The 22,592-nt window shown below is 58.6% G+C and carries 17 protein-coding genes; 5 read left to right on the top strand and 12 right to left on the bottom strand.

Translation table 11 applies throughout. The annotated features are described in order from the left end of the window. Positions 1-5 precede the first annotated feature (5 nt). The 7 genes from ABIQ96_RS12680 to ABIQ96_RS12650 form a co-directional block, all read right to left on the bottom strand. A complete protein-coding gene (locus ABIQ96_RS12680) occupies positions 6-716 on the bottom strand; it encodes a hypothetical protein (RefSeq protein ID WP_348214967.1) in 711 nt (236 codons plus the stop codon). Positions 717-767: 51 nt separating this feature from the next. Then, the gene (locus ABIQ96_RS12675; RefSeq protein ID WP_348214966.1) at positions 768-1,172 is read right to left on the bottom strand and encodes a biopolymer transporter ExbD; all 405 of its coding nucleotides are present in this window, start codon (positions 1,170-1,172) and stop codon (positions 768-770) included. A gap of 43 nt (positions 1,173-1,215) precedes the next feature. Next, positions 1,216-3,060 carry a DUF2341 domain-containing protein gene (locus ABIQ96_RS12670; protein ID WP_348214965.1) on the bottom strand — a complete coding sequence of 615 codons (1,845 nt, stop codon included), beginning with the start codon at positions 3,058-3,060 and terminating at the stop codon, positions 1,216-1,218. Positions 3,061-3,079: 19 nt separating this feature from the next. Then, positions 3,080-4,684 carry a POTRA domain-containing protein gene (locus tag ABIQ96_RS12665; RefSeq protein WP_348214964.1) on the bottom strand — a complete coding sequence of 535 codons (1,605 nt, stop codon included), beginning with the start codon at positions 4,682-4,684 and terminating at the stop codon, positions 3,080-3,082. Between the two features lie 128 nt (positions 4,685-4,812). Continuing rightward, entirely contained in the window at positions 4,813-7,902 is a 3,090-nt protein-coding gene (locus ABIQ96_RS12660; protein ID WP_348214963.1) for a hypothetical protein, read from the bottom strand. Between the two features lie 85 nt (positions 7,903-7,987). Continuing rightward, on the bottom strand, positions 7,988-9,040 hold the full coding sequence (rlmN, locus tag ABIQ96_RS12655) for a 23S rRNA (adenine(2503)-C(2))-methyltransferase RlmN (protein ID WP_348214962.1): 1,053 nt from the start codon (positions 9,038-9,040) through the stop codon (positions 7,988-7,990). 101 nt (positions 9,041-9,141) lie between these two features. Further along, entirely contained in the window at positions 9,142-9,753 is a 612-nt protein-coding gene (locus ABIQ96_RS12650; protein WP_348214961.1) for a DUF1080 domain-containing protein, read from the bottom strand. A 150-nt stretch (positions 9,754-9,903) separates the two neighbouring features. Here ABIQ96_RS12650 and dnaE point away from each other — a divergent pair, with 150 nt between their 5' ends. The 5 genes from dnaE (at position 9,904) to ABIQ96_RS12625 (ending at position 18,842) form a co-directional block, all read left to right on the top strand. Beyond that, the gene (gene dnaE, locus ABIQ96_RS12645; RefSeq protein WP_348214960.1) at positions 9,904-13,380 is read left to right on the top strand and encodes a DNA polymerase III subunit alpha; all 3,477 of its coding nucleotides are present in this window, start codon (positions 9,904-9,906) and stop codon (positions 13,378-13,380) included. A gap of 44 nt (positions 13,381-13,424) precedes the next feature. After that, positions 13,425-16,505, top strand: coding sequence for a PVC-type heme-binding CxxCH protein (locus ABIQ96_RS12640; RefSeq protein WP_348214959.1), 3,081 nt, complete (start codon positions 13,425-13,427; stop codon positions 16,503-16,505). Positions 16,506-16,621: 116 nt separating this feature from the next. Continuing rightward, positions 16,622-17,128, top strand: coding sequence for a glutathione peroxidase (locus ABIQ96_RS12635; protein WP_348215228.1), 507 nt, complete (start codon positions 16,622-16,624; stop codon positions 17,126-17,128). A 154-nt stretch (positions 17,129-17,282) separates the two neighbouring features. Next, the gene (locus ABIQ96_RS12630; RefSeq protein WP_348214958.1) at positions 17,283-18,074 is read left to right on the top strand and encodes a hypothetical protein; all 792 of its coding nucleotides are present in this window, start codon (positions 17,283-17,285) and stop codon (positions 18,072-18,074) included. A 36-nt stretch (positions 18,075-18,110) separates the two neighbouring features. Further along, the gene (locus ABIQ96_RS12625; protein ID WP_348214957.1) at positions 18,111-18,842 is read left to right on the top strand and encodes a hypothetical protein; all 732 of its coding nucleotides are present in this window, start codon (positions 18,111-18,113) and stop codon (positions 18,840-18,842) included. Positions 18,843-18,872: 30 nt separating this feature from the next. Here ABIQ96_RS12625 and ABIQ96_RS12620 read toward each other — a convergent pair whose 3' ends face one another. The 5 genes from ABIQ96_RS12620 to ABIQ96_RS12600 form a co-directional block, all read right to left on the bottom strand. Next, positions 18,873-19,430, bottom strand: a complete 558-nt coding sequence (locus ABIQ96_RS12620) for a DUF1802 family protein (protein ID WP_348214956.1) — start codon at positions 19,428-19,430, stop codon at positions 18,873-18,875. A gap of 5 nt (positions 19,431-19,435) precedes the next feature. Then, positions 19,436-19,666, bottom strand: a complete 231-nt coding sequence (locus tag ABIQ96_RS12615; protein WP_348214955.1) for a hypothetical protein — start codon at positions 19,664-19,666, stop codon at positions 19,436-19,438. A gap of 83 nt (positions 19,667-19,749) precedes the next feature. After that, positions 19,750-20,013 (bottom strand): 30S ribosomal protein S20, encoded by a 264-nt coding sequence (gene rpsT / locus ABIQ96_RS12610; RefSeq protein ID WP_348214954.1) that lies wholly within the window; start codon positions 20,011-20,013, stop codon positions 19,750-19,752. A 92-nt stretch (positions 20,014-20,105) separates the two neighbouring features. Continuing rightward, positions 20,106-20,741, bottom strand: coding sequence for a L,D-transpeptidase (locus ABIQ96_RS12605; protein ID WP_348214953.1), 636 nt, complete (start codon positions 20,739-20,741; stop codon positions 20,106-20,108). A gap of 7 nt (positions 20,742-20,748) precedes the next feature. After that, positions 20,749-22,257, bottom strand: coding sequence for a cellulose synthase family protein (locus ABIQ96_RS12600; RefSeq protein ID WP_348214952.1), 1,509 nt, complete (start codon positions 22,255-22,257; stop codon positions 20,749-20,751). Positions 22,258-22,592: the final 335 nt, after the last annotated feature.

The raw sequence follows: 22,592 nt of genomic DNA, 5'->3' as shown, positions 1-22,592 counted from the left end.
TGGTGTTAGATGCCGGACTTGCGGGCGGTGATGCGGATTTTTACGGAGGCGGGCATCTGGGCGGCGGTGGGCGCGGGCGGGGTGCTGAGGCCGACCAGGACGCGCTTGACGGCCTGGTCGAGGACGGAGCCGGCGGAGGAGCCGAGGATGCGGGCGCGGGTGATGGTGCCGCCGGAGTCTGGCCAGAACTCGAGGGTGAGTCCGTCGAGGATGGCCTTGCGGGTGACGGGGTCGTTTTTCAGGGCGTTCTCGATGCTGGTCTTGGCGGAGAGCGAGTAGCGGGCGTATGGGTTTTTGCCGCCGAGGCCGCCGGTCCTGTTACTGCCGGGGCCGCCGTTGCCGCTGGTGCCGAGGCCATTCATGCCGGGACCGTTGCCCTGGATGCCCGTGGCGAGGTCTTCGGAGGGCGGGGCTTCGACGGGGTCGTCGGGGGGTGTTAGATCAACCGGCTTTTCTTCGACGATTTCCTCTTTTTTGTCATCAGGCGGGGGCTCCTGCTTGGGAGGCTCGATCTTCGGTGGCGGCGGAAGGATCGGCGGCGGCAGGGTGATGGTGATGATTTCCGACTTGGGCGCGGCTTTGCGGGAGCTCGTGCCGCCGGAGGTGAGGTAGGAGACCCCGCCGCCTAACAAGACGAGGGCGAGCAGGATGCTGATGATGAGGCGGTGTTTGCCGGGCTGGGGCGCGGCAGGCGGGAATGGCGGGCGCGGGGACATGGGAAGAGATCGGGGATAGTGGATCGGGGATGGTAGATCGAAGAGGCCGGGCTACTTGGCGGGCTGGGTGGCGAGGCCAATCTGGGTGATGCCGACGCGTCCTAACACATCGAGGACGTCCATGACACCCTGGTACTGGCTGGCGCGGTCGCCTCTAACGACGACGGGGACCTCGGGGGTGGCGGCTTTGAGGGCTGCGAGTTTGGTTTCGAGGTCGGCCAGGGTGACGGGCAGGGTGTTGAGGCGGATTTTTCCCTCGGTGTCGATGGTGATGGCCTGGGTCTTGGGCTGGTCGAGCTTCGGTGAACTCGCCTTGCTGGCGCTGGGCAGGTTGACCTTCACGCCCTGCACGCCGGCGGTGGTCATGATGATGAAGATGAGCAGCAGCACCAGATAGAGGTCCACCATCGGGGTGACGTTGATGTCGTCGTAGCTTTTTTCGTCGGCGGAGGCCATGGGTGGGAGACGTTAGAGTCCAGATTCAAGAATCAAGAGGAGATCAATGGGAGCCGCCGCCGGTGGAGTCGGGTTCCTGCTGGGCGGGGCGGTAGAACTCGGCCATCTTGGCGACGAACTCGTCGATGAAGACCTGCATCAGGGCGAGCGAGTTCTTGATGCGGCCGTTCAAGTATGAGTAGATGAAGAGCGCGGGGATGGCGACGACGAGGCCGACGACGGTGGCCAACAAAGCGGAGGCGATGCCGGGGGCGATGGAGTTGACGTTGACTTCTCCCGATTTCGCGATGATGGCGAAGGTGATCATGACGCCGACGACGGTTCCTAACAATCCGACGTAGGGGCCGCCGGCGATGCTGATGGTGAGGTAAACCAAGCCGTCCGACAGGCGGTGGCTTTCGTGGACGAGACCAGCGTCGAGGCTGGCGCGGATGGCCTGGATGGAGCGGCCGGAGAGGCCTTCGACGCGGCTCCCGTCCTTGTCGAGGCGGTGGCGGATTTCCTCGGAACCGATCTGATAGATGTGGAACAGCGGGGATTTGCCGATGAGTCCCTGTTCGGCGGGATCAAGCTGGCCGCCGAGGCTGCTGACGCTGGACTGGTCGGCGTGGTCGAGGGCGGTGAGGTCGGTGGAGAGAGATTTCCACTGGCTGAGGAAAACTTTCGTGCCTTTCTCGATGGAGTTCAGATAGATGAACTTTTTGATGGCGACGGTCCAGCCGACGACGATCATGATAGCGCAGACGCCGATGGCCATCCAGCCGTCGAACATCATGTTGTGGGCGATGTCGCTGAAGAGGGAAAGGTGCTCCATGAGCTTGCTTTGTTCCTCCGCGCCGCCGCCCTCGACGGGACCTAACGAGAGGAAGCGCTGGGCGGCGTCGGTGGAGCCCTGGTTGACGGCGGCGAGTTTCACCCACGAGGCGGAGCGGGCGGTGTCGGAGAGGGTGAGCTCGTCGATGTCGCCGGCGAATCCGCTGTTTCCCGGTCCGCCGAGGACGACGGGGGTGGCGAGGGCGGGAAGGCCGCCGGCAAGGGTGGCGTAGGGTTCGCCGTTGGCTAACAGAGCGAGGGATTTGCCGTCGGCGGTGACGGCGAGGTGGGTCCAGACGTTGGCGGCGAGCGGGACTCCGGCGGCGCTGCGGGCGGTGCCGAGCTGGACGACGGGAACGCCTTGGTCGAGCAAAAGGCGGAACGAGTTCCCGCCCTCGCCGCGACCGAGGATGACGGCGTTTTCGCGCAGCGACAGCGGTTTGATCCACAGCGAGATTGTCAGCTCCTGGCCGGCCTTCCATTCGAGCGTGGGGCTGTTCGGGATGGAAACGGGCGCGCTGCCGGATAGGCGCAGTCCGCCGCCGACGATCGAGCCCTCGGCGGTGGCGCCAGTGGTTTCCGCGTTGTTTTTGTTGGCCGTGGAATCCGTCGGGGCCGCGCCGCGCCCGGCGAAGTGATAGGCGAGTACGGTATGGGCGTCGTAAACGTCGCCAGGTTTGGCGGCTTCGGGGGCCGGATTACCGTAGTAAACGCGGAGGGTTTCCTTGCTGGCGGCGGCTTCGGGGAGTTTCACCCAGACGAAGGCCTCGCCGAGGCCCGCGTCGTAGCTTTCGATCTGATGGGGAAGCACGGTCTTGCCGTCGGCGGCGACGAAGCGCAGGTCGCTGCCGTCCTCTTTCGCGGCCTCGAACTGGAACGAGCCATACGGCAGGCGGACGAGTACGGTGGCGTCCTTCACGGATTCCCCGAGTCCGGCGGCCGCGGTGTCGATGACGAGCGGCTGGCGCTGCGTCCATTCCTTGTTCCACCAGGCGTCCTCGGCGCGCAGGTGGCCGGCGAGGACGAGTGTGGCTGATAGAACGCCGACGGGGGTGATGATGGATCGATGGTTCATTTTTTGAAAGAAGGTAATGTTAGAAGTCGGCCCAACCGCGGAAGGTGACGCGGACGTCGCCGTTGTCGGCGTGGGTCTGGCTGATGAGCGGCACGCCGACGTCGAGCGAGCCGTTGTAATGGTTGAGCAGCATGAAACGTGTGCCGCCGCCGACACTGGCGAAACCGTACTGGCTCTGCTGCGAGGGCAGCGCGTCGTAGATGCCGACCAGCCCGCCGTCGGCGAAGGCGTGGAGCCGCCACTCGCTGGCGCGCTTGCCGTTGGCATCCGGCGTGCCGATGAAGGACGGGCTGCGGAATTCGACGGTGCCGAAAACCCCGTTGTCGCCCAGCGCGGTCGCTTCAAGGTAGCCTCTAACACTTTCCAGTCCGCCGCCGGCGATCTGCTCGCCGTTGACCAGCGGCCGGCTGGCGATCTGGCCCTGGACTTTTCCAAACAACTGCGAACCGCCCTTGAGATCGTGGACGTGGCTCAGGTCGCTGCGCAGATAGACGTAGTCGCCGTCCGCCTCGTAACGCTTGTTGGCGTAGTCGGTTTCGCTGCTGCCCATGCCGCGGAGGTGGAAATTGAGGGAGTGGTTGAGCTCGGTGAAGCCGTCCTTGCCGATCCAGGAGGCGTTGTAGTTGGCGACCAGCGGATAGTATTCGATTGGCGAGGAAACGGTGTCCTTGCCGACGACGATGTCCTCCTGGAAATTCTTGTAGTCCATCCCGAAGCTAAAGCTCTGATAGAACGTGTCGGTCACCGGCAGGTCCCATACCCCGCGCAGGCCGACGATTTCGCCGCGGCCGCCCACCGCCGCGCCGCCGAGCGTCGAGACGTCGCTGTTCTGCTTGGTCCCCTGCAACATCAGGCTGAGCTTTTCCGAAACCCGCGCCTGATAGTAGCCGGAGTAAACCTGCGCGTCGTCGAGGTTTTCCGGAGCGATCTGGAAACTCGCGTTCAACGTGTGGCCGAGCTGGAAGAGATTTCCATAACTCAGCGAACCGTTGAGCCGCAGCGCCGTCGTGTCCGCGCTGTAACGGTTGTTTAATTCCAGCGACCCGTGCAGCGGCCGCTTGTCCTCCACGTTCAGATCGATGTCCACCGTCCCCGGTTCCACGCCGGCGCGCAATTCCGGCTTCACCGCGCGGTCGCCCAACCGGTTGAGCGCGACGATCTCCTTCTGCACCTGGTTCATGTCCGGCACCTGCCCCTCCGCTACCGACGGCGCCGCCGCCTTGATTTTACTCGGCAGGAAAAACCGCGCGCCATTCACCCGCAGCCGCCCCACCGTCGCCTCCACCACCTGCAGCCGGATCACCCCGCGCCGCGGGTCCTGCTGCGGGATCACCACCGACACCGTCTCGAACCCCTTGTCATGATAGACCTTTTCCAGCGCCACCCGGGCCTGTTCAACGTCTTCCGCTCCCCGTCCCGGCCCGAGAAACGGATACACCGCCTCCTCGACCTCGATACCCTTGAGCCGTTTTGCCCCCTCCACCCGATACTCGCGCACGTAGAAAGTGGTGATTTCCTGAGCTGATAGAAATTGAGTGACAAATCCGACGCACAGGCAGGAGATCGCCGTCCGAACAGCGTTGAACTGCCACGAAAACGTAGGAAAAGTGCGGTAAAATGTCATGAAACGACCCGGAATTTGGAAGGGCCGCAGCATTCTCCCGCCGGTCACCCCGTCTCAAGGGCTCTCATGTGACCATCCTGTCACATGACGGAATCGTCACAATCGGGTGTTCGGCCGATGAAGCGATTTCAATTTTCAGCAAGTTTCCTGAGCCAGATTTCCAAAGCCGAATCATTCTTCGAGATCGGGATCAGTTCGATTGCCGAATCGATCTCTTTGCGGAGTTGTTCCTTGGGCAGGCCGTTCACCTGGCGGGTTGCCAGCTCGCGGAGCGATTGATCCGGATTCCCTTCCGAGAACTGATAGGGATGAGCGGCGATGAAGCGGACCCACAGGCGTCCGACAGTAACGGGATCGCTTTCCGACCAGAGTGCGGTGATTTCACGGGCGATGTGATAGCGCCGGCCTGCGGGAGTTTTGAATCCTCCGCCCGAGTAGTTTGCTCCATCGCCATCTGCGACTGCCGTACCTTCGCTGGCAAACGTCGCGATTTCGGGAGCGAGTTCGCGGAGATCGTGAGCGAGTGCGGTAACGAAAATGTCATTCATCATTCCGTTGCCTTTTTGAAATCGGGGACGAATGAAATCGGTCATGAATTTTTTGCGATCCGGGTGGTTCCGGGTCATGCGGAGAACCGCTGCGAAACCGGGGCTGAATGACTGGTCCAGCAGACCGGGGGCGGACGTGACGACATCGAGATGTGACGCGGCCTCGGGCAAGCGGCTGATAGCCGTGATGGCCGAATCGAGGGTGTTCATTCCATATTCACCCTGCTGGGGCGTTCGGATTTTCGCCACGAGAAGGGTGGTGAATTCCTTGAGCTGGTCCGGCGGCAGCGCGATTTCCGACAGCAATTCCATCGCAGATCCTCGCCGGATGAAGTTCGCGGACCTGTCGCGGACCAAGGTCATCAGGACCGGGAGGTCTTTGGGTAAGGAGCCGACATCCTGTGTCTGATGGTAGCGGGCGATCTCGATGATGAGGTCGAGGTGTTCGGCAGGGGTGATGTCCGCGATCATTTCCTTTGCGGCCGTCGGATTGCCTGCGGCGAGGGTTTGGAAAATGATGCGACGGCTTTCCACGTCCGCTTTCTTGAACTGTCCGGCAATGATTTCCGACCAGGCGTTCGGATCGAGCCGGCGGAATTGATTGAGCGCCCACTGGGACTGGGGACCATTCTCGTTCACCGCGCTTTTCAGTTCGGCGGCATTTCCCGAGAGCCGGAGCTTGGTGAGGGTATCTGCTAGGGGATTCCGCAGGATGGCGGCGGGGAGAAATTCGCGTTTGTCCCTAAGTTCATTCAGACGGGGGTTGTCCTTGTAGTCATTTGCGTAGGCCTTTTCCAGCGTTTCGAATTCCTGGTCTTCAGCGTTGGCCGGAGGAAGAGTGGCGGACAATTTCCGCAAGGGATCGATGAGATCGGTTAGTCTTTCATCGCCAGCCGCCTGAACCAGCCTTCCGAGGGCGGCTGCGGGAATGGGATCCCTGGCGTGCTGTTTGAGGACGGCGGCGAACGCATCTGATAGCTTCTGGCGGTTGTCATCGTCCACTCGTGGCGTGAGCCGCTGATTCGTTGGCGTTATCAGACTATGCCTGCCGATTTCAGGAGCGACATTCCAACGCTCGCCGAGCGTCGCTGGGAAATTGTCCGCGATGAGAAATTCGGCTAGATTCACAAAGGTAGTTTTTGAATAGGCATCATCCCAACTGCCGGAAATGGTGAAAGTCGCCCAGACAGTTTCTTTCGCGAGTTTACTTGGGGCTGCTCCGTCTGGAAAAAGGCATGCCGTAGCCCTCCCATCCGCTGTGGTGCCTCTGCCAAATTGAAAGGGATCGGTTTTTTCAGGCGAGAAGGTGCGGATGCGATCCAGCCAGAAAACAGTATCTGCTAGAAAACGCGATTCCTGTTCCGATAGCTGGATAACGCGCACGTTGTGAGCTGGTTGGTCCGCCCATGGATTGCGGCCGACCACGCCGATGGAGTTGTATTCAAAGACCGTCAGGCCCGGATCCGGCACGCCGAAACGCAGCGCGAAAAGATGGGAACTGTAACTATAACAGCTCGATGAGCCCCAATCGAGAGTCAGCCAACCGGATTTGGGAGGAGCGATGCCGCCCCGATCATCCAGCGCCAGCTTCCACTTGGCGCGGTGGGTGGGCGTCCGGTTGGCCTCGGCAAGAGCGATGGCCGCCTGCTTGGGGGTGAGATCCCAGAACTTCTCCGGAAGGCGGTTAGGGAATGAGTCTTCGGGGCCGGACCATGAATCGTGGCGGGGCTTTCCTTGGAAAAACGCGGCGAGTTCGGCGGCGGGCTTATCCTTGAACGAATGGAAAACGTATGGGCCTTGTGGCGACGGTGGAATGGGTTCGTCGTCTTTTTCTGGAGCGGAGGAATCCTTGAGCAGCGGATAGCCGAGTCCGCCTGACGTGCCGATGGAGGCGAGGGTGTCACCCGCCGTCATGACGCGGACGTGGGAGTGGGCGGGGATTTCGCCGGCGGAGAAGCTGCGGGTGGTCGGGTTCCAACGAAAGATGAATTTGCGTTGCTCCGGTTCGCTGGTCGCGGAATCAGGCCCGAAGCCGATCTCCGGGATGCCGTCCTGATTTTCATCAAAGCAAGTGAACGTCCAATCGTTGGAGTCTGCTGCGGAACTTGGGTGCCAGTTGAAGATGACTTCCAGCAGGGTACGTGGATTGGGCTCGATGCTCTGGAGTTTGAAGACTTCGGCGGTGTCTTTCGAAGATTGATCGAGGGCGAAATTCGTGGAGTCAGCGCGATCAAGAATCCCGTCATGATCGAAATCGAAGTAGTAACCTTTGCTGGTTAGGTTGTTTCCTTTGAAAGGCCGGACCTCCTGACCCTCGGAATCGAAAATCAGGAGCTGGCTGTCACGGACGAGATCCAAGTTCGGCTCCAGCGAGAAGGGAATCGGTCTTGCGATGTTGCCGAAGAGTTCCTCCGGGTTCTCCAGCTTGTATTCGCCGAATGGTGTTAGATCTCTTGGAAACCGGTAATCATGAGAAGCGCACAACACCAGGAGCGGCGGACTTCCGTCCTTCTGATTTGCGGTCAACAATCGATAGCCGGTCAGGACCTTGCTGCCCTTGCCGCATTCCGCGAGGCGGGAGACCTCGGCGTCGCGGAGGGCAGGATCGCGCAGCTTGGCGAGGTCCGTGCGTTGGAGGGTGTCCGCGTCGGTCGCCGAAGTGGCGAGCATGAGGGTAAAAAGCGCTTTCACACTCATAAGAAACCCGCCCGGAGGAATTCTTAGAAGAAAAATCGCGATAGGTCCGACGAACCTGCTATCTAGCGGATTTCACCCGCTTTTCGGCCTTCAACATTCCGCAGCCTGCCGCCACGTCGATTCCGCGGCGCTGGCGGAAGGTGCAGGGGAATCCGGCGGCGATCAGGATTTTCTGAAACTCGTGACCGGTATGGCTTTCCGTTCCCGAGAAGCCGTTTGTCGGGTTCAATGGGATCAAATTGATATGCGCGTCGATTCCCTCCAGCAGTTTCGCCAGACGATGGGCGGTTTCCGGTGAGTCGTTTTTCCCGGCAATGAGCGTCCACTCGAAGAAGATTCGTTTGCCGGTGACTTCGCCGTATTTCCGGCAGGCGTCGATCAACATCGCCAGCGACCACTTCTTGCTCGCTGGGACCAGGGCCGAACGTTCCTCTTCCGTCGAACCGTGCAGGCTAACAGCCAAGCGGTAGGGGCGCTGCTCCTCAGCAAGCCGCAGGATGGCGGGCACCACGCCGACGGTGCTGATGGAAATTTTCGTCGGCCCTATGCTGGCACCGCCGACGTTGGAAATCGAGCCGAGCGCCTGCATGACGGAGTCGTAGTTGTGCAGCGGTTCGCCCATGCCCATAAGGACCATGTTGCGGATGCGCTTCGTGGGATCGATGGATTTCAAAACCCGGCGGACGTGCAGGACCTGGGCAACGATTTCTCCCGGCCGAAGGTGGCGGACGAATCCCATCTGCCCGGTGGCGCAGAACACGCAACCCATCGCGCAACCGGCCTGGGTGCTGACGCAAACCGTATGCCGGCCGTCGTAACCCATGAGGACCGTTTCAATGGTCTGCCCGTCGCGAAGTCGCAGGAGGAATTTTCTCGTTAGGCCGTCCGTGCTGCGGATTTCATCGACCACTTCCGGGGCATCGAGGAAAAACTTTTTGCCTTCGCCGACGGAATTGACGACCCAGCGCTTGAGAGGGGGGAGGAAATTTCGCGCGGCGAGATCGAGTTCGCCATCGCGGTGCAGGACCCGCCACAAGACCTTGGCGTGGTGGAGGATTACCCCGTCGGCAGCCAACGTCGCCACCAGCTCGGAAAAACCGAGGTCGTGCAAGGATCGTGGGGGCGAGGATATCACGCCCGAATGCAACCTCGCAAGGTGGGGCATTCAAGCGTGATCTTCAGAAGACGCGCCGTATTTTCAGCGCGAACCGCTTATTTCAGGACCTTGATCCGGATGTTTTTATAAAGGGTCGTGCTGCCCTTGTCGTGGGCTTGGAAGGCGATCGTACCGCCGTCCGGGACGAGTTTGGTGGTGCCGGGCTCGGTCTTGTAGTTGACCAGCTCCTTGTCGTTCACCGTCACCTTGACCACGCCATCTTTGACGATGATGACGTATTTCATCCAAGTGTCGTCCTCGAAAGGCACGAGGTTTTTCACGGTGTTGTAGAGGCCGCCGGATTTTTGCGGGTCGCCTTGGGTGTTGTTTACCTGGATTTCATAGCCGCTCGGCCAGCCTGTCGGCTGAAATGCGGTGTGGATGAAGACGCCGCCGTTCGAGGTTTTGTGGGCCATGACGTCGAGGCGGAGTTCGAAATCCTTGAACTTCGCGCCATTCACTTTCCCGTCGTAGAAAAGGTGGGTGCAGTCGCCATTCGCCTTGATAGCTCCGTCTTCGATCGCGAATGCCTCGGGGGTATTATTCACTTTCCAGCCATCGAGGGTTTTCCCGTCGAACAACGAGACGAAGCCCTTTTCGGACTCGGCGGCGGACATGGGGATCACCAGGGCGGCGATCACGGCAAACATCGAAATGAGTTTTTTCATCGTCGGCAAACTACGCCATGCCACACCGCAGGCTTTCAAGACAAACAGATGGAAATCGGCCCGCAATTCCAGTGGATGCGATCGTGCTCACCGATTTTCAACTCCCGCCGCTTGCCGTCCGGCGGCGGATGACTAGGCTCGGGCCGCCCGATGTCAGATTCCTTCGTCCACCTCCACCTGCATACCGAATTTTCCCTGCTCGACGGCATGATCCGTATCAAGGATCTCGCTAAAAAAGCCAAGGAACTCGGCATGCCCGCGGTGGCGATGACCGACCACGGCAACCTCTACGGCGCGATCAAATTTTACCAAGAGTGCAAAAAGGCCGGGGTGAAACCGATCTTCGGTTGTGAAATCTATCTCGCTCCGGGAAAAGCCGAGGACAAGAAGGATCTCGTCGGCCGCAAGCGGGCCACGCACATGACGCTGCTCGCGGAAAACAACGAGGGCTGGAACAATCTCAGCAAGCTTGTTTCCAAGGGAAATCTGGAAGGTCTTTACTACGGCAAGCCTCGTGTGGACCGCGACGCGTTGCGCGAGTTTTCCAAAGGCGTCATCTGCCTAACCGGATGTATTTCCGGCCCGGTGAACGAATGGCTCCGCGCCGGTGACGAGGAGAAGGCGCGCGAGACACTGGCCGAGCTTGTGGACATTTACGGCAAGGAAAATACCTACGTCGAACTCCACAACCACGGTCTCGAACCGCAGCGGTTGGTCACGCCTTCGCTGATCAAGTTCGCGGATGAATTCGGTCTCAAGGTGGTCGCCGCGAACGACGTGCATTTCCTCAATAAATACGATCATGAGGCGCACGACGTGATGATCTGCATCGGCACGGGGCATTTGCTGATCGATGAGAACCGGATGCACTACACGCCGGAGGTTTACTTCAAGACCGCCGAGCAGATGCGCGAGATTTTCGCCGATGTTCCCGGCGCTTGCGACACGACACTGGAAATCGCCGAGCGTTGCAATGTCACGCTCAAGCTCGATTCGACGAGTTCGGAAAAATACCCGCAGTTTGGTACGCCCGACGGCAGCCCGCGTGAGGAATACCTGATGAAGGTTTGCCGCGAGGGCGTCATCCGGCGTTACGGCGAAGAGCGCGCGAATACGGCCGAAATCGCCGACCGTCTGAAATACGAGGTGGATACGATCAACCAGTTAGGTTTCGCATCTTACTTCCTTATCACTGCCGACTTCATCCAATGGGCGCGCGACAATGACATCCCGGTCGGCCCCGGCCGGGGATCGGCGGCGGGCTCGCTGGTTTCCTACGCCATGGGCATCACGAATATCTGCCCGATGCGCTTCGGGTTGTTGTTCGAACGTTTCCTCAACCCGGAGCGTGTCAGTCCGCCCGACGTCGATATCGATTTTTGTCAGAGCCGCCGTGTCGAGGTCATCGCCTACGTTCGTAAAAAATATGGCGAGCGCAGCGTTTCCCACATCATCACCTACGGCAAACTCGGCGCGAAGAGCGTGCTGCGCGACGTCTGCCGCGTCATGGGGATTTCCTACGGCGAGGGCGACCGCATCGCGAAAATGATCGAGGCCAAGCCGGACATCAAACTCAAGGACGAGTATGATTCGAAGCCCGAGCTGAAGGAACTCATCGAAAGCAGCACCACCTATCAGCAGCTCTGGAGTTACGCCACCAAGCTCGAAGGCCTTTCCCGGAACGTCGGCGTGCACGCCGCCGGCGTCGTGATCGGTGACAGACCGCTCGACGAACACGTCCCTCTAACACGTGGAAACGAAGGGGAGGTCGTCACCCAGTACGACATGAAGGCCATTACCGATGTCGGTCTTCTGAAAATGGACTTCCTCGGACTGAAAAACCTTACCGTCATCCATGAAGCCGTGCGGCACATCCGCAGGCACATCCCGGATTTCGATATCGAGACGGTTTCTCTGGAGGACTGGAAAACCTTTGAACTCCTCAACCGCGGCGAGACGATGGGCGTGTTCCAGCTTGAATCCGGCGGAATGGTCGAGACCTGTCGCAAGTATGCCATCGAGAAGATCGACGACATTATCGACCTTCTCGCCGTCTATCGACCGGGTGCGATGCAGTTCATCGACCAGATGCTGGACGTTAAAAAAGGCCGCACCCGAGCGATGTATGAGCATCCGCTGCTCGAACAGGTCGCCGGAGACACCTTCGGCGTCATGATCTATCAGGAGCAGGTCCAGAACGCCGCCAAGGTGCTCGCCGGTTACTCGCTTGGCGGTGCCGACCTTCTCCGCCGCGCGATGGGCAAGAAGGACCCGGTGGAAATGGAAAAGCAGCGGGCGAAATTCGTCGAAGGCGCCGAGAAGACCAACAACATCGGCAAGAAGCTCGCCGACCAGATTTTCGACAAGATCGCCATGTTCGCCGGTTACGGATTCAACAAATCTCACTCCGCGTGCTACGGCCATATTTCCTACTGGACCGCTTATCTCAAGGCGAACCATCCGGTCGAGTTCATGGCCGCCCTGTTGTCTAACGAAATTCACAACACCGACAAGATCGGCGTCTTCGTTTCCGAGTGCCACCGGATGGGATTGGAAATCCTGCCGCCGAACCTCAACGAATCGCAACTCCGCTTTTCTCCGGAAACCACCCCTAACGGATCGAAAGGCGTGCGCTACGGCCTCGCCGCCATCAAGAACTGCGGCGAGGGCGCGATGGCCATCGCCATCGAAGACCGCGAACGGAATGGCAAATTCGCCTCGCTCGACGATTTCGCCTCACGACTCGATTCCAAAGTCGTCAACAAGCGCATCCTCGAGAACCTCTCCAAGGCCGGAGCGCTCGACTGGACGGAAGAAACCCGCGCTGGAATGTGTGCCCGGCTCGAACAGGTCGTCGCTTCCGCATCTTCGGCCCAGCGCGACCGTGCGTCCGGCCAGGTTTCCATGTTTGACTCCATGGATTTCTCCGCCCCGGCAGCGAAAACAAAATCCCAGCGCGCGGAAGCCAGCATCCCCGAGTGGACCAAGGACGAGCGCCTCGCTCATGAGAAGGAATTGTTAGGATTCTACGTCACCGGTCATCCGCTCGACAAATTCCGCAGCGTCATCGATTCCAACAAATATCGCAAACTCGGCCTCATCGACGATCTTGATCTATCTAATCCCCGCGAACGCTTTCCATTCGCCGGGATGGTCCGCTCGCTCGATGCGAAGATTACGAAAACCGGCAAGCCATTCGGCGTTCTGGTACTGGAGGATTTCACAGGCAGCGCGGAAATCATGCTGTGGGGAGAAACCTTCGTTCCCGCACGTGACGCTGGACTGCTAGAGCCCGGAAAAATTATAAAACTCAAGGGTGCCGTTCAGATAGACGACCGCACCGGAGGCAAGCGCATCACCGGCAACGAAGTCGGAGAACTCAAACAAAAGCGCGTCGCCGCCAATACCAAAGGCCCGCTCGAACTCATGCTCTGGACCACACGCCACAGCGAGCGCGACCTCATCGACATCAAGCTCGCCCTCGCCGATCATCCGGGCCCGACCCCGGTGCTTCTCCATTTCCAGAACAGCGCCGGCCGCCGAATCACGGTCGCCGCAGGTGAATCCTTCAATGTCAAACGCACGGAAGATCTGGAAGAGGCGCTGGGCCGCTGGCTGGAAGAGTGATAGATACTTCAATCGTGGTGGTATAGGAGTGCGAGGTCACTCGTATGAAATTTTTACTGCCCCTATCTCTCGCGTTTTCCGTCACCGCATTCGGGGCCGACCCGCGCGGAGATTCCCCAGATGCGAAACCTTCCACTCCCGAAGAAGAGCGCAACATGTTCCACCTCCCGCCTGGTTTCGAGATCCAGCTCGTCGCCGCAGAGCCGGAAATTCAAAAACCGATCAACCTTAACTTCGATTCAGCAGGCCGCTTGTGGGTCAGCGGATCCGAGATGTATCCGTGGCCCGCAGGCACCGACGCTCAAGGTAAGGCGATTCCGGATTTTGTAAAATCCTACGAAGACATTGCAAATACGTTCGGTTCGCAAGGAAAAGCCCCTGCGCCATCGCAGAAAGCCCTCGACACGATCCGCGTCCTGAGTGATTTCGACGAAACCGGCCACGCTCGAAAAATAGAAACTTTCGCCGACGGGCTCAACATTCCCGGCGGTGTCCAGCCGCTGCCACGCAAACCAGGAGCTAAGGGCGACACCATGATCGTTTATTCGATTCCGAATATCTATCAACTGGAAGACACCGATGGCGATGGCCGCGCGGATCGCCGGGAAGTTCTCTACGGAACTTCCACTTTCCTCGACACCCACGGCGGCGTATCGAACTTCCTTTATTGGGTCGATGGTTGGATCTACGGCACGCACGGCTTCCGCAATCATTCGGAGATTCGCGACAAGAACGGCAAGGTCACCGTCATGGACAGCGGCAATACCTATCGATTTCGGCCGGATGGTTCCGCGTTTGAAATTTACACGCACGGCCAGACCAACCCTTTCGGACTAACAGTCGATCCGCTTGGAAATTTCTATACCGCGGATTCACATTCGAAGCCGGTTTACATGCTTCTTCCCGGTGCCTGCTATGAAGGCATCGGCAAGCAACACGACGGACTAGGCTTCGCACCACGGATTACGGACGATGATCATGGATCGACCGCCATCGCCGGGATCGCCTATTACGCCGCGGATCAGTTTCCTGAAGAATACCGGGGAAATCTCTTCAATGGCAATCCGGTGACTCGTCGGATCAATCGCGACAAACTCGAATGGCACGGCTCCACACCGAAAGCAATTCGTCAGCCGGACTTCCTAACATGCGACGATCCGTGGTTCCGACCGGTTCAGGTCAAGCTAGGCCCGGACGGAGCGCTCTATATCGCCGATTTCTACAACCCGATCATCGGTCACTATGAAGTTCCGCTTTTCGATCCGCGCCGCGACCACTTACATGGCCGGATCTGGCGGATCGTCTGGAAAGGCGATAGCGAGATGCCTGATCTATCCAGCCTGACCGCTGATACCTTGGTGGGCAAACTCGCCGATCCGAATCTGATTGTCCGGACGCTGGCGACCAACGAGCTGGCGGACCGGATCGGAACAAGCGCGGATGGTTCCTTGCTGAAAGTCGCGAGAGACGAAAGCGTCCCAGACTTCCAACATGTAAGCGCGCTGTGGGCATTGGGACGAGTCAACAAACTCGACAATCGTCTCATGTCGGCTGCCGGGAAAGATTCCTCGCCGATGGTGCGCGCACATCTTCCACAGCTCTTAGAACTCATGGAAAAAGGGGATCGGCCTGCATTGCTGGATCTAACAAATGATCCCGATGCCTCCGTCCGCCGCTCCGCGATCCGCCTGCTTGCCGGTGGTGACGAGGAAAACATCCGCACGCTCTTGAAAATGTGGGCATCGACTCCGGCTGATGATCTGGAGCTGGTGCATGCGATCCGGATCGCGTTGCGCGACAGCCTGCTTTTTAAAACCGGCCATCAATCAGCCGAATTGGCGGTGGCGGGGAATCCGCAGAACGACGAACGCATCGCCGAGGTTTCCCTGGGCGCGAAGACACCGGAAGCGGCGGAATTTTTGATTCGGCATCTTGGACGGACGAAACTCCGGAGCTCGCGCAGTGGCGAGTTCATCCGTCACGCTGTGGTGTATTTGCCGCAGGAGAAACTGGAAACCATCACTCCTCTCATTGAAAACAATGCCGACGCTCCCCTTCAGCAGCGGCTCTTGATCGCCGACAATCTCGCCCAAGGTTTCCGCCAGCGTGGCATCCCGTTGCCCGATGCCATCACCTCTTGGACCCAGCGCACGATGCTTGATGCGCTAGCAAGTCGTGACGAAGCGCTGTTAGCACGGGCAATCGAAAGTCTTCGGGAAACCACGCTCGAAGCAAAACTCGATCCACTTGCAAAAGTCGCCGAAGACCGCGAGCGAACGGACAAGATTCGCATAGCGGCTCTCGAAGCGCTGGCGAATCTGGAGCGCGGCGCGGATAGCCTTGTCCGCGCGATGAATGACTCCACTAACATCCACTTGCAAAAGCGTGCGGCCGAACTGCTGAGCCAACGTGGAATTTCCAAATCATCCGACCCGTTTCTCGATGCTCTTCCAACCGCACCCGTCGAGCTTGCGATCACTATCTCGACCTCGCTTGCGGGCGATGACGGCACTTGCGACAAGCTGCTTTCCACCATCGAGCACGGCAAAGCAGCGCCCTCCCTGCTTCGAAACACGCTCGTAGCATCGGCGCTGGAAAGACGCTCCCCAGTTCTGCGGGAGCGGGCCGCCGCCCTCACCCAAGACCTCCCCGCCGAAAACGTACGCCTCGACCAACTCATCGCCGACAGGGTGGGCGCCTATCAAAACGCACAACCAGATGCCGCCCGCGGTGCTCAAATTTTCTCCCAACAATGCACCGCTTGTCACCGCCTGCGGAATGTCGGGGCAAATCTGGGACCTGCCCTTGATGGTGTCGGTGGCCGCGGCATTCACCGTCTCGCCGAAGACATTCTGGATCCGAACCGCAATGTGGATCCGATTTTCCGCCAAACCGTGATTCGTTCCACAGACGGTCAAACCTATGCCGGTCTGAACGCCCGCGAGGAAGGCGATCTGCTACTGCTCAACGACGCCACCGGAAAGCCTATCAGTCTTTCCAAGTCGAAAATCGAATCACGAACGACTTCGACGCTTTCCCTGATGCCTGCCTCTTTTGAATCAACGATCCCCGAAAGAGATTTTCAAGACCTGTTGGGCTACCTCCTCGGCACCGCTGAAAAATGATGGGGCGATTGTCATCCACTGCCAACGGATCCGATTCCAACCGAATTTTTTGCCGTTTCCGATTTCCGTGCTAAAATGCGCGCATGCTCCTCAGAATCGTTGTCCCCGCGTTTGTCATGGCCGCCAGCGCCTTTGCCGCAGATCTTACTGGAATCCCTTTCGAGGATGCGGGGGGAAAGAAAACCTCGCTAAACGATTACAAGGGCAAGGTGGTGCTCGTCGTGAACCTCGCGTCGAAATGCGGACTTACTCCGCAATATGAAGCGCTTGAGGCTCTCTACAAAAAGCACAAGGACGAGGGTTTCGTGGTGCTTGGTTTTCCCTGTAATGACTTCGGTGGCCAGGAGCCCGGAACGATCGAGGAGATCCAGAAATTTTGCAAAGCGGAGTACGACGTCACCTTCCCCATCATGGACAAGATCAGCGTGAAGGGCGAGAAGCAGCACAAGCTCTATGAAGCGCTCACCGGCAAGGACGGTGTGTTCCCCGGCGACGTGCGCTGGAACTTCGGGAAATTTCTCATCGGTAAGGACGGCAAGGCGATCGCACGTTTCGAACCAACGACCAAGCCCGACAGCCCTGAGCTAACAAGCGCGGTGGAAAAGGCCATTGCGACGAAATAAGGGCGATCTCACCCCGTTCGCCACCGGGATCAGGTCCTGATACTTTTGCAAAACACCGCATCCGACTGAATAGGATGCGGTGTTTTGGCGTTCAAGGTGGCACTTTGCCCGCAGTACCGGGATCGAAAAATACCAACCTCGTCCTCCCCATCCGATGAAAACCCGTCACATTATATCTACGATTCTCCTCGCCATTTCCCTACCCGGTTCAGGAATGGAAACTACATCGGATTCCCATGCCGAGACGCCTCCGAATTCCGGTGCCGAAGCCGTTGACCCGCGAATTCTCCAGGTCCAAGTGGAATTTGTGGAGATGTCGCACGAGGCTCTAACCAAGCTGCTCTTCCTCGTGGAGCCCAAAAGTTCCGACGCCACTGCCCTGCGAAAGCAAGTCCAGGAGATGGTCGCCGGAAAAGACGCCAAGGTCATCGAAACACAGTTGGTTTCGGCAAGGAACGGGCAGAAAGCCACTTCCGAGTCTGTCGCCGAAGTCATCTATCCTACCGAATACGAACCGCCTGAACTGCCCGGTAATTTCGGTTCTCCCGGGCCATCTTCCGCTCCGGTCACGTCGGGTGCGACGAACTTGCCAAGCGGGCCAAGCACGCTCACGCCCACCGCATTCGACACCCGGAACTGCGGCAGCACGCTGGAGACCGAAGCCACGCTCTCTCCAGACGAAAAATCCGTGAACCTGCGTCTGGTGCCCGAGCTGGTCTGGCATACGGGCAATACCAGTTGGCTGGACCTCAAGGACTCCCTCGGAAACGACTCCAAGGTACAAATGCCGAACTTTTACACCTTGCGATTCAATACAGTGCTTTCGTGCGTGAACGGTCGCTACCTGATGGCTGCAGTGCTTTCGCCGAAGGATGAGAAAGGCGTCCCGGACATGTCGCGCAAGGTGATGGTCTTCGTGAAGTGTGATGTGCTGGCCGACCAGTGAACCGGCAAGGGCCAATTACGGGGTGCTTTCCCTCTCATGAAAATCCGCCACCTCATTCCTGCGCTTCTTGTCCTCTTGCCGTTGTGCGGCGGCGCCATGGAACCCGCCGAGCCCAACGGCAAAGCGGTTTTTCAAAGTTCCAAATTCCATGTAATCCAAGTGCAGGTCGAGTATGTGGAGATGTCCCACGAGATCCTGACCCATCTCCTCTTCCTCGCCGAGAACAAGACCTCCGATGCCACGGCACTCCGGAAACAGGTTCAGGAAATGGTAGCAAGGAACGAGGCCACGGTCATCGAGACCCAGATGATTGCCGGGAAAAGTGGGCAGAAGACCTCCCTCCAATCCAACGGGGAGGTGATTTATCCGACGGAGTATGACGCGCGGCCGGTGTGTGGTGCTTACACGCCGAATCCCGGACCTCTCTCACTCGTTCCGCTCGCATATGACACCCGTAATTGCGGAAGCACTCTGGAGATTGAATCCACTCTCTCCGACGACGGGAAGCTGGTGTATCTGCATCTTCAGCCGGACTTGACCTGGCATACCGGCAACACCCGCTGGCTGGACGTCAAAGACACGGCAGGGAGTAACTTGAGCCGGGATATGCCGGATTTTTATGCCCTGCGCTTCGACACGGTGGTCTCCTGTGCCAAAGGCCGTTACCTGATGGCTGCCGTTCTCTCCCCGAAGGATGCCAAGGGCGTCTGCGACATGACACGCAAAGTCATGGTCTTCGTAAAATGCGACGTGCTTTCCGATCCTTGAGCCGGATTAGGGAACCACAAGCGCTCACTTTTACCTTACCCGCTCTTCCAGAGCCATGAAGGTCCCGTCGTCTAACACGGGGTGGACATTTTCGCGCCATCCTGCCGGTGGTTCGGGAAGGTTCACCCAACTACGACAGCCGCCGTATTTCGTCTCATAGGGAAATTCCCAAGGTGCGGCGAGTTCGCGGATTCTAACGAGAGCGAGATGGATACTGCCGGAGGCCATGCCTTTTCCCTCCCAATCGAAGCGATCCCTAACGGTCTGTTCCGAGTAAATATGGAATGGCTCCAGCTCGGAGACTTTTTCCCAATCCGTCAGAGTGACCGCCCATGCGGCTTCGGCATGGTGGGTGATTCTAATCATGTCGCCTGGCTGCCATTCCGGCATGACCTTCACGTCGCCCTCGCGGACTTGATCCGCCAGGGCATGGAAGCGGGTGGGGAAGAGAAAGAACGATTCGTGGGCGAAGGAGAATCCCTGACGTCCCTCATGGATGCCGCCTTTGCGAAGAAGAATCGACTGTCGGCCCGAGGCCAACGCATCGCAAACCACCTGCCATTCCTTGAAAGAGATCGCGGAACTCATTTCAATCAACCGAGGTCATCGGCGGTGACCGATGTTTGTTCCCGCGAGCCGAGGATTCTGGCCTGCAGGATCACGCGTTCCGGAGAGGAATCGAAGCGGTAGCTGTGACAGTTGGGGCAAAGGGCCGCGCCGCTGCCGACGATGGAATCACAACCCTCACAGACCTTGTAACCTGAGGGATTCGCAGCGATTTTCGCGGCTGCTGCGGCGCGGTTAGGTGGTGGTGATTCGGCCATGGTAGCGAGATGAAAAAAGCGGCACCGGTGAACCGGTCCGCTTGTTTCGTTTGAAGATTGATGAAACGGGGCTGTCCGGGCAATCAAGCGATGGCAGCGAGTGCCTTCGCGGTCTTGCTCTTCAAGTTAGCAGCTTTGTTCGGGTGAATCAAGTTGCGCTTGGCGGCTTTGTCCACTACGGAGGAGAGGACGGAGGTCGCGGCAGCGGCGGCGGCTTTGTCGCCGGAAGCGATCGCGGTAAGAGCCTTCTTGCGAAGCGTCTTCATGCGGCTCTTTTCAGCGCGGTTGCGTTCGGTGCGAACGACGGTTTGACGGGCGCGCTTGATGGAAGATTTGTGGTTGGCCATGGTCGTATAGTAAAAAATTCGGTCGCTTGGAGGCGGGCGGGGGAAAATAGGAATCTGAGCTCAGGTGTCAAGCTCGGGTTTCAACAGAAATCTCAACCGCGCGAACGGATGTTGGATTTTCCGGTCGAGGCAGTCGACTCCTCCTCCTTTTTGGTCTGGATGGAACCGCGGATAATGAAGACGTCGGCTCCGGTGCCGATGCGGTTGTAGAGATCCGCCACATCTTTGCTGCCCATGCGGATGCAACCGTAAGAGGCGGGTGTGCCCAACCGGCGTTCCTCGGGGGTGCCGTGAATGTAGATGGTCCGGCGGAAGGCGTTCTGATTGCGGGATTCGGTGCCGGAAAGCCACATGATACGCGTCACTACGGGATCCCGGCCGGGAGCGTTGGGAACGATCACCTCACCCGTAGGGCGGCGGGCTTTGAAAACGCAGCCGATCGGTGCGTTATCACCGATTTTTTTAGCGACCTGCAGGCGGCCGAGCGGCGTGCGGTTGCTGCCGGGGCCGTCACCCACTCCAAACTTGGAAGTGGAGATTTTATAGGATTTGACCGGAGTGCCGTCGCGGACAAGGAGCATTTTCTGATCCTGCACGCTGACGATCATCTTGTTGTGGGTGTCCCCGCCGAAGCTGAATGAATTCGAGCCGCAACTGGTGAGACCTGCTGCGACCAGCAGGCTGAAAAATGAAATCAAAAACAGAGACGGTTTGGAGAATCCGGTCATGAATGAATCAAGGAGCTTTGCGGTTCACTGCTTCCGAAGGCCGGCTCACGGTGCCGGATGGCAGCATGCGGGCCAAAGAAGATAAGGATGTATAAAAGAATCCGACAGGAAAAGGAAGCAGAAGAATCGCGGAAGACCAATTTGCTTTCAGAGCGGCCTCCACCACGATGAACAGGAAGAAGAAACCGAAGAGTAGCTCCACAAATGGCGTGAGAGTCTTCATCGCCTTGTAGCTGCTCTTTTTCCAGTCTTGGCGCTTTGCTTGGCCGATCCCGTATTTGGGAGTGCGGACGAATGCGGACTGATGATTGCAAAGGGCTTCGATTACGGCCTTCGCGTTGCTGATGGACATTCCAATGCCGAGTGCGAGGAGCAATGGCAGGTAAGGAATTTCCTTCCACCATGAACCGGGGCGCAAGGCTTTTTGGGAAACCATGTAGAAGACGATCACCGAAACCGAAGAGAAGAAGAAGATCGGGATGTTGATGATGTAGTAGGTGAACTGGCCGAAAAGCTTGGGTGTGTGCTGGTTCGGATAGATCAGGAAACACAGGATGATCAGGAGCAGATAGGCGAAGTTCGAGGTAAGATGGGCGGTGGCCTCCATCTTGATGAACAGCGGCACATCGGCACGCCAGATGGCCGGAAGAACTTTTTTGCAAACTTGGATGGAACCCTTGGTCCAGCGGTGTTGCTGGCTCTTGAAGCCGTCCATATCGACCGGAAGCTCGGCGGGAGTTTCCACGTCGTTGAGGAAAATGAAGCGCCAGCCCTTGAGCTGGGCGCGGTAGCTGAGGTCCATGTCCTCGGTGAGCGTGTCGTGCTCCCAACCGCCGGCGTCGGCGATGCAGGATTTCCGCCAGATTCCGCCGGTGCCATTGAAAGTGAAGAACCGGCCGGAGCGGTTGCGGGCGGTTTGCTCAAGTTCGAGGTGACCGTCTAAGAACATCGCTTGGATGCGGGTCAGCACGTTGTAAGTCCGGTTGAGGTGGCCCCAACGCGTCTGGATCATGCCGATCTTGTCATCCGTGAAATAGTGGATGGTTTTCTGAAGAAGATCCGGGTTGGGAACGAAATCCGCATCGAGAATGAGGAGATATTCGCCTTTGGCGAAGCGGGTGCCATTTTCCAAGGCTCCAGCCTTATAGCCGGTGCGGTCCATGCGGTGGATGTGCTCGGCATCGAATCCGCGGGCTTTTAGCGCCTCGATTCCGGCGCGGCAGATTTCGACCGTTTCATCCGTCGAGTCGTCCAGAAGCTGGATCTGCATCTTGTCCTGCGGATAGTCCATGGCGGAAACCGAGGCCAGCAGCCGGTCCACCACGTGCATCTCATTGAACACCGGCAACTGGATGGTCACCAACGGCAGATCTTGGAACAACTCCTTCGGTTTCGGATGATTGCGGGAGTGCTTCAGGTAGAGGTAGACGATGGTCAACCGGTGGGAGCCATAGCCCGCAAGCCCGAGAAGAACAGCTATATACGCGGCATACCAAATAGGCGAGGTCCAGTCCATGGGGATAAAAAAATCGGAATTGAAGCGGGCATCACATACCCTGGGAAATCGAGAGATCTGTCGATTCGGCGTCAGGCAATTGGCTTATACTCAAGCGCCAGACGCCGCAGGCAAGCAGTAAACCCCTCCGCCGTCAAGCCTCAAGTCGGCAGGGGAGGTTAATGTTTCTTAAGTAAATCGTCGTTTCTGACTGTATTCATCGGCTCTGGAAATGGGTTTTGGGCGGGCTAAAAAACCGAAAGCCGTGCCACCGAAATTAATCAGTGACACGGCCGGGGGGTCATGAGCGGGGGAGATTTTCTTCCACGGCAGAACAAGGTCCGCCAGCTAGCCAG

The organism is Luteolibacter sp., assembly GCF_039920825.1.
Classification (GTDB): Bacteria; Verrucomicrobiota; Verrucomicrobiia; order Verrucomicrobiales; family Akkermansiaceae; genus Luteolibacter.
The sequence above is the reverse complement of the archived record's forward strand: the minus strand, read 5'-3'. Positions and strand labels throughout refer to the sequence as shown.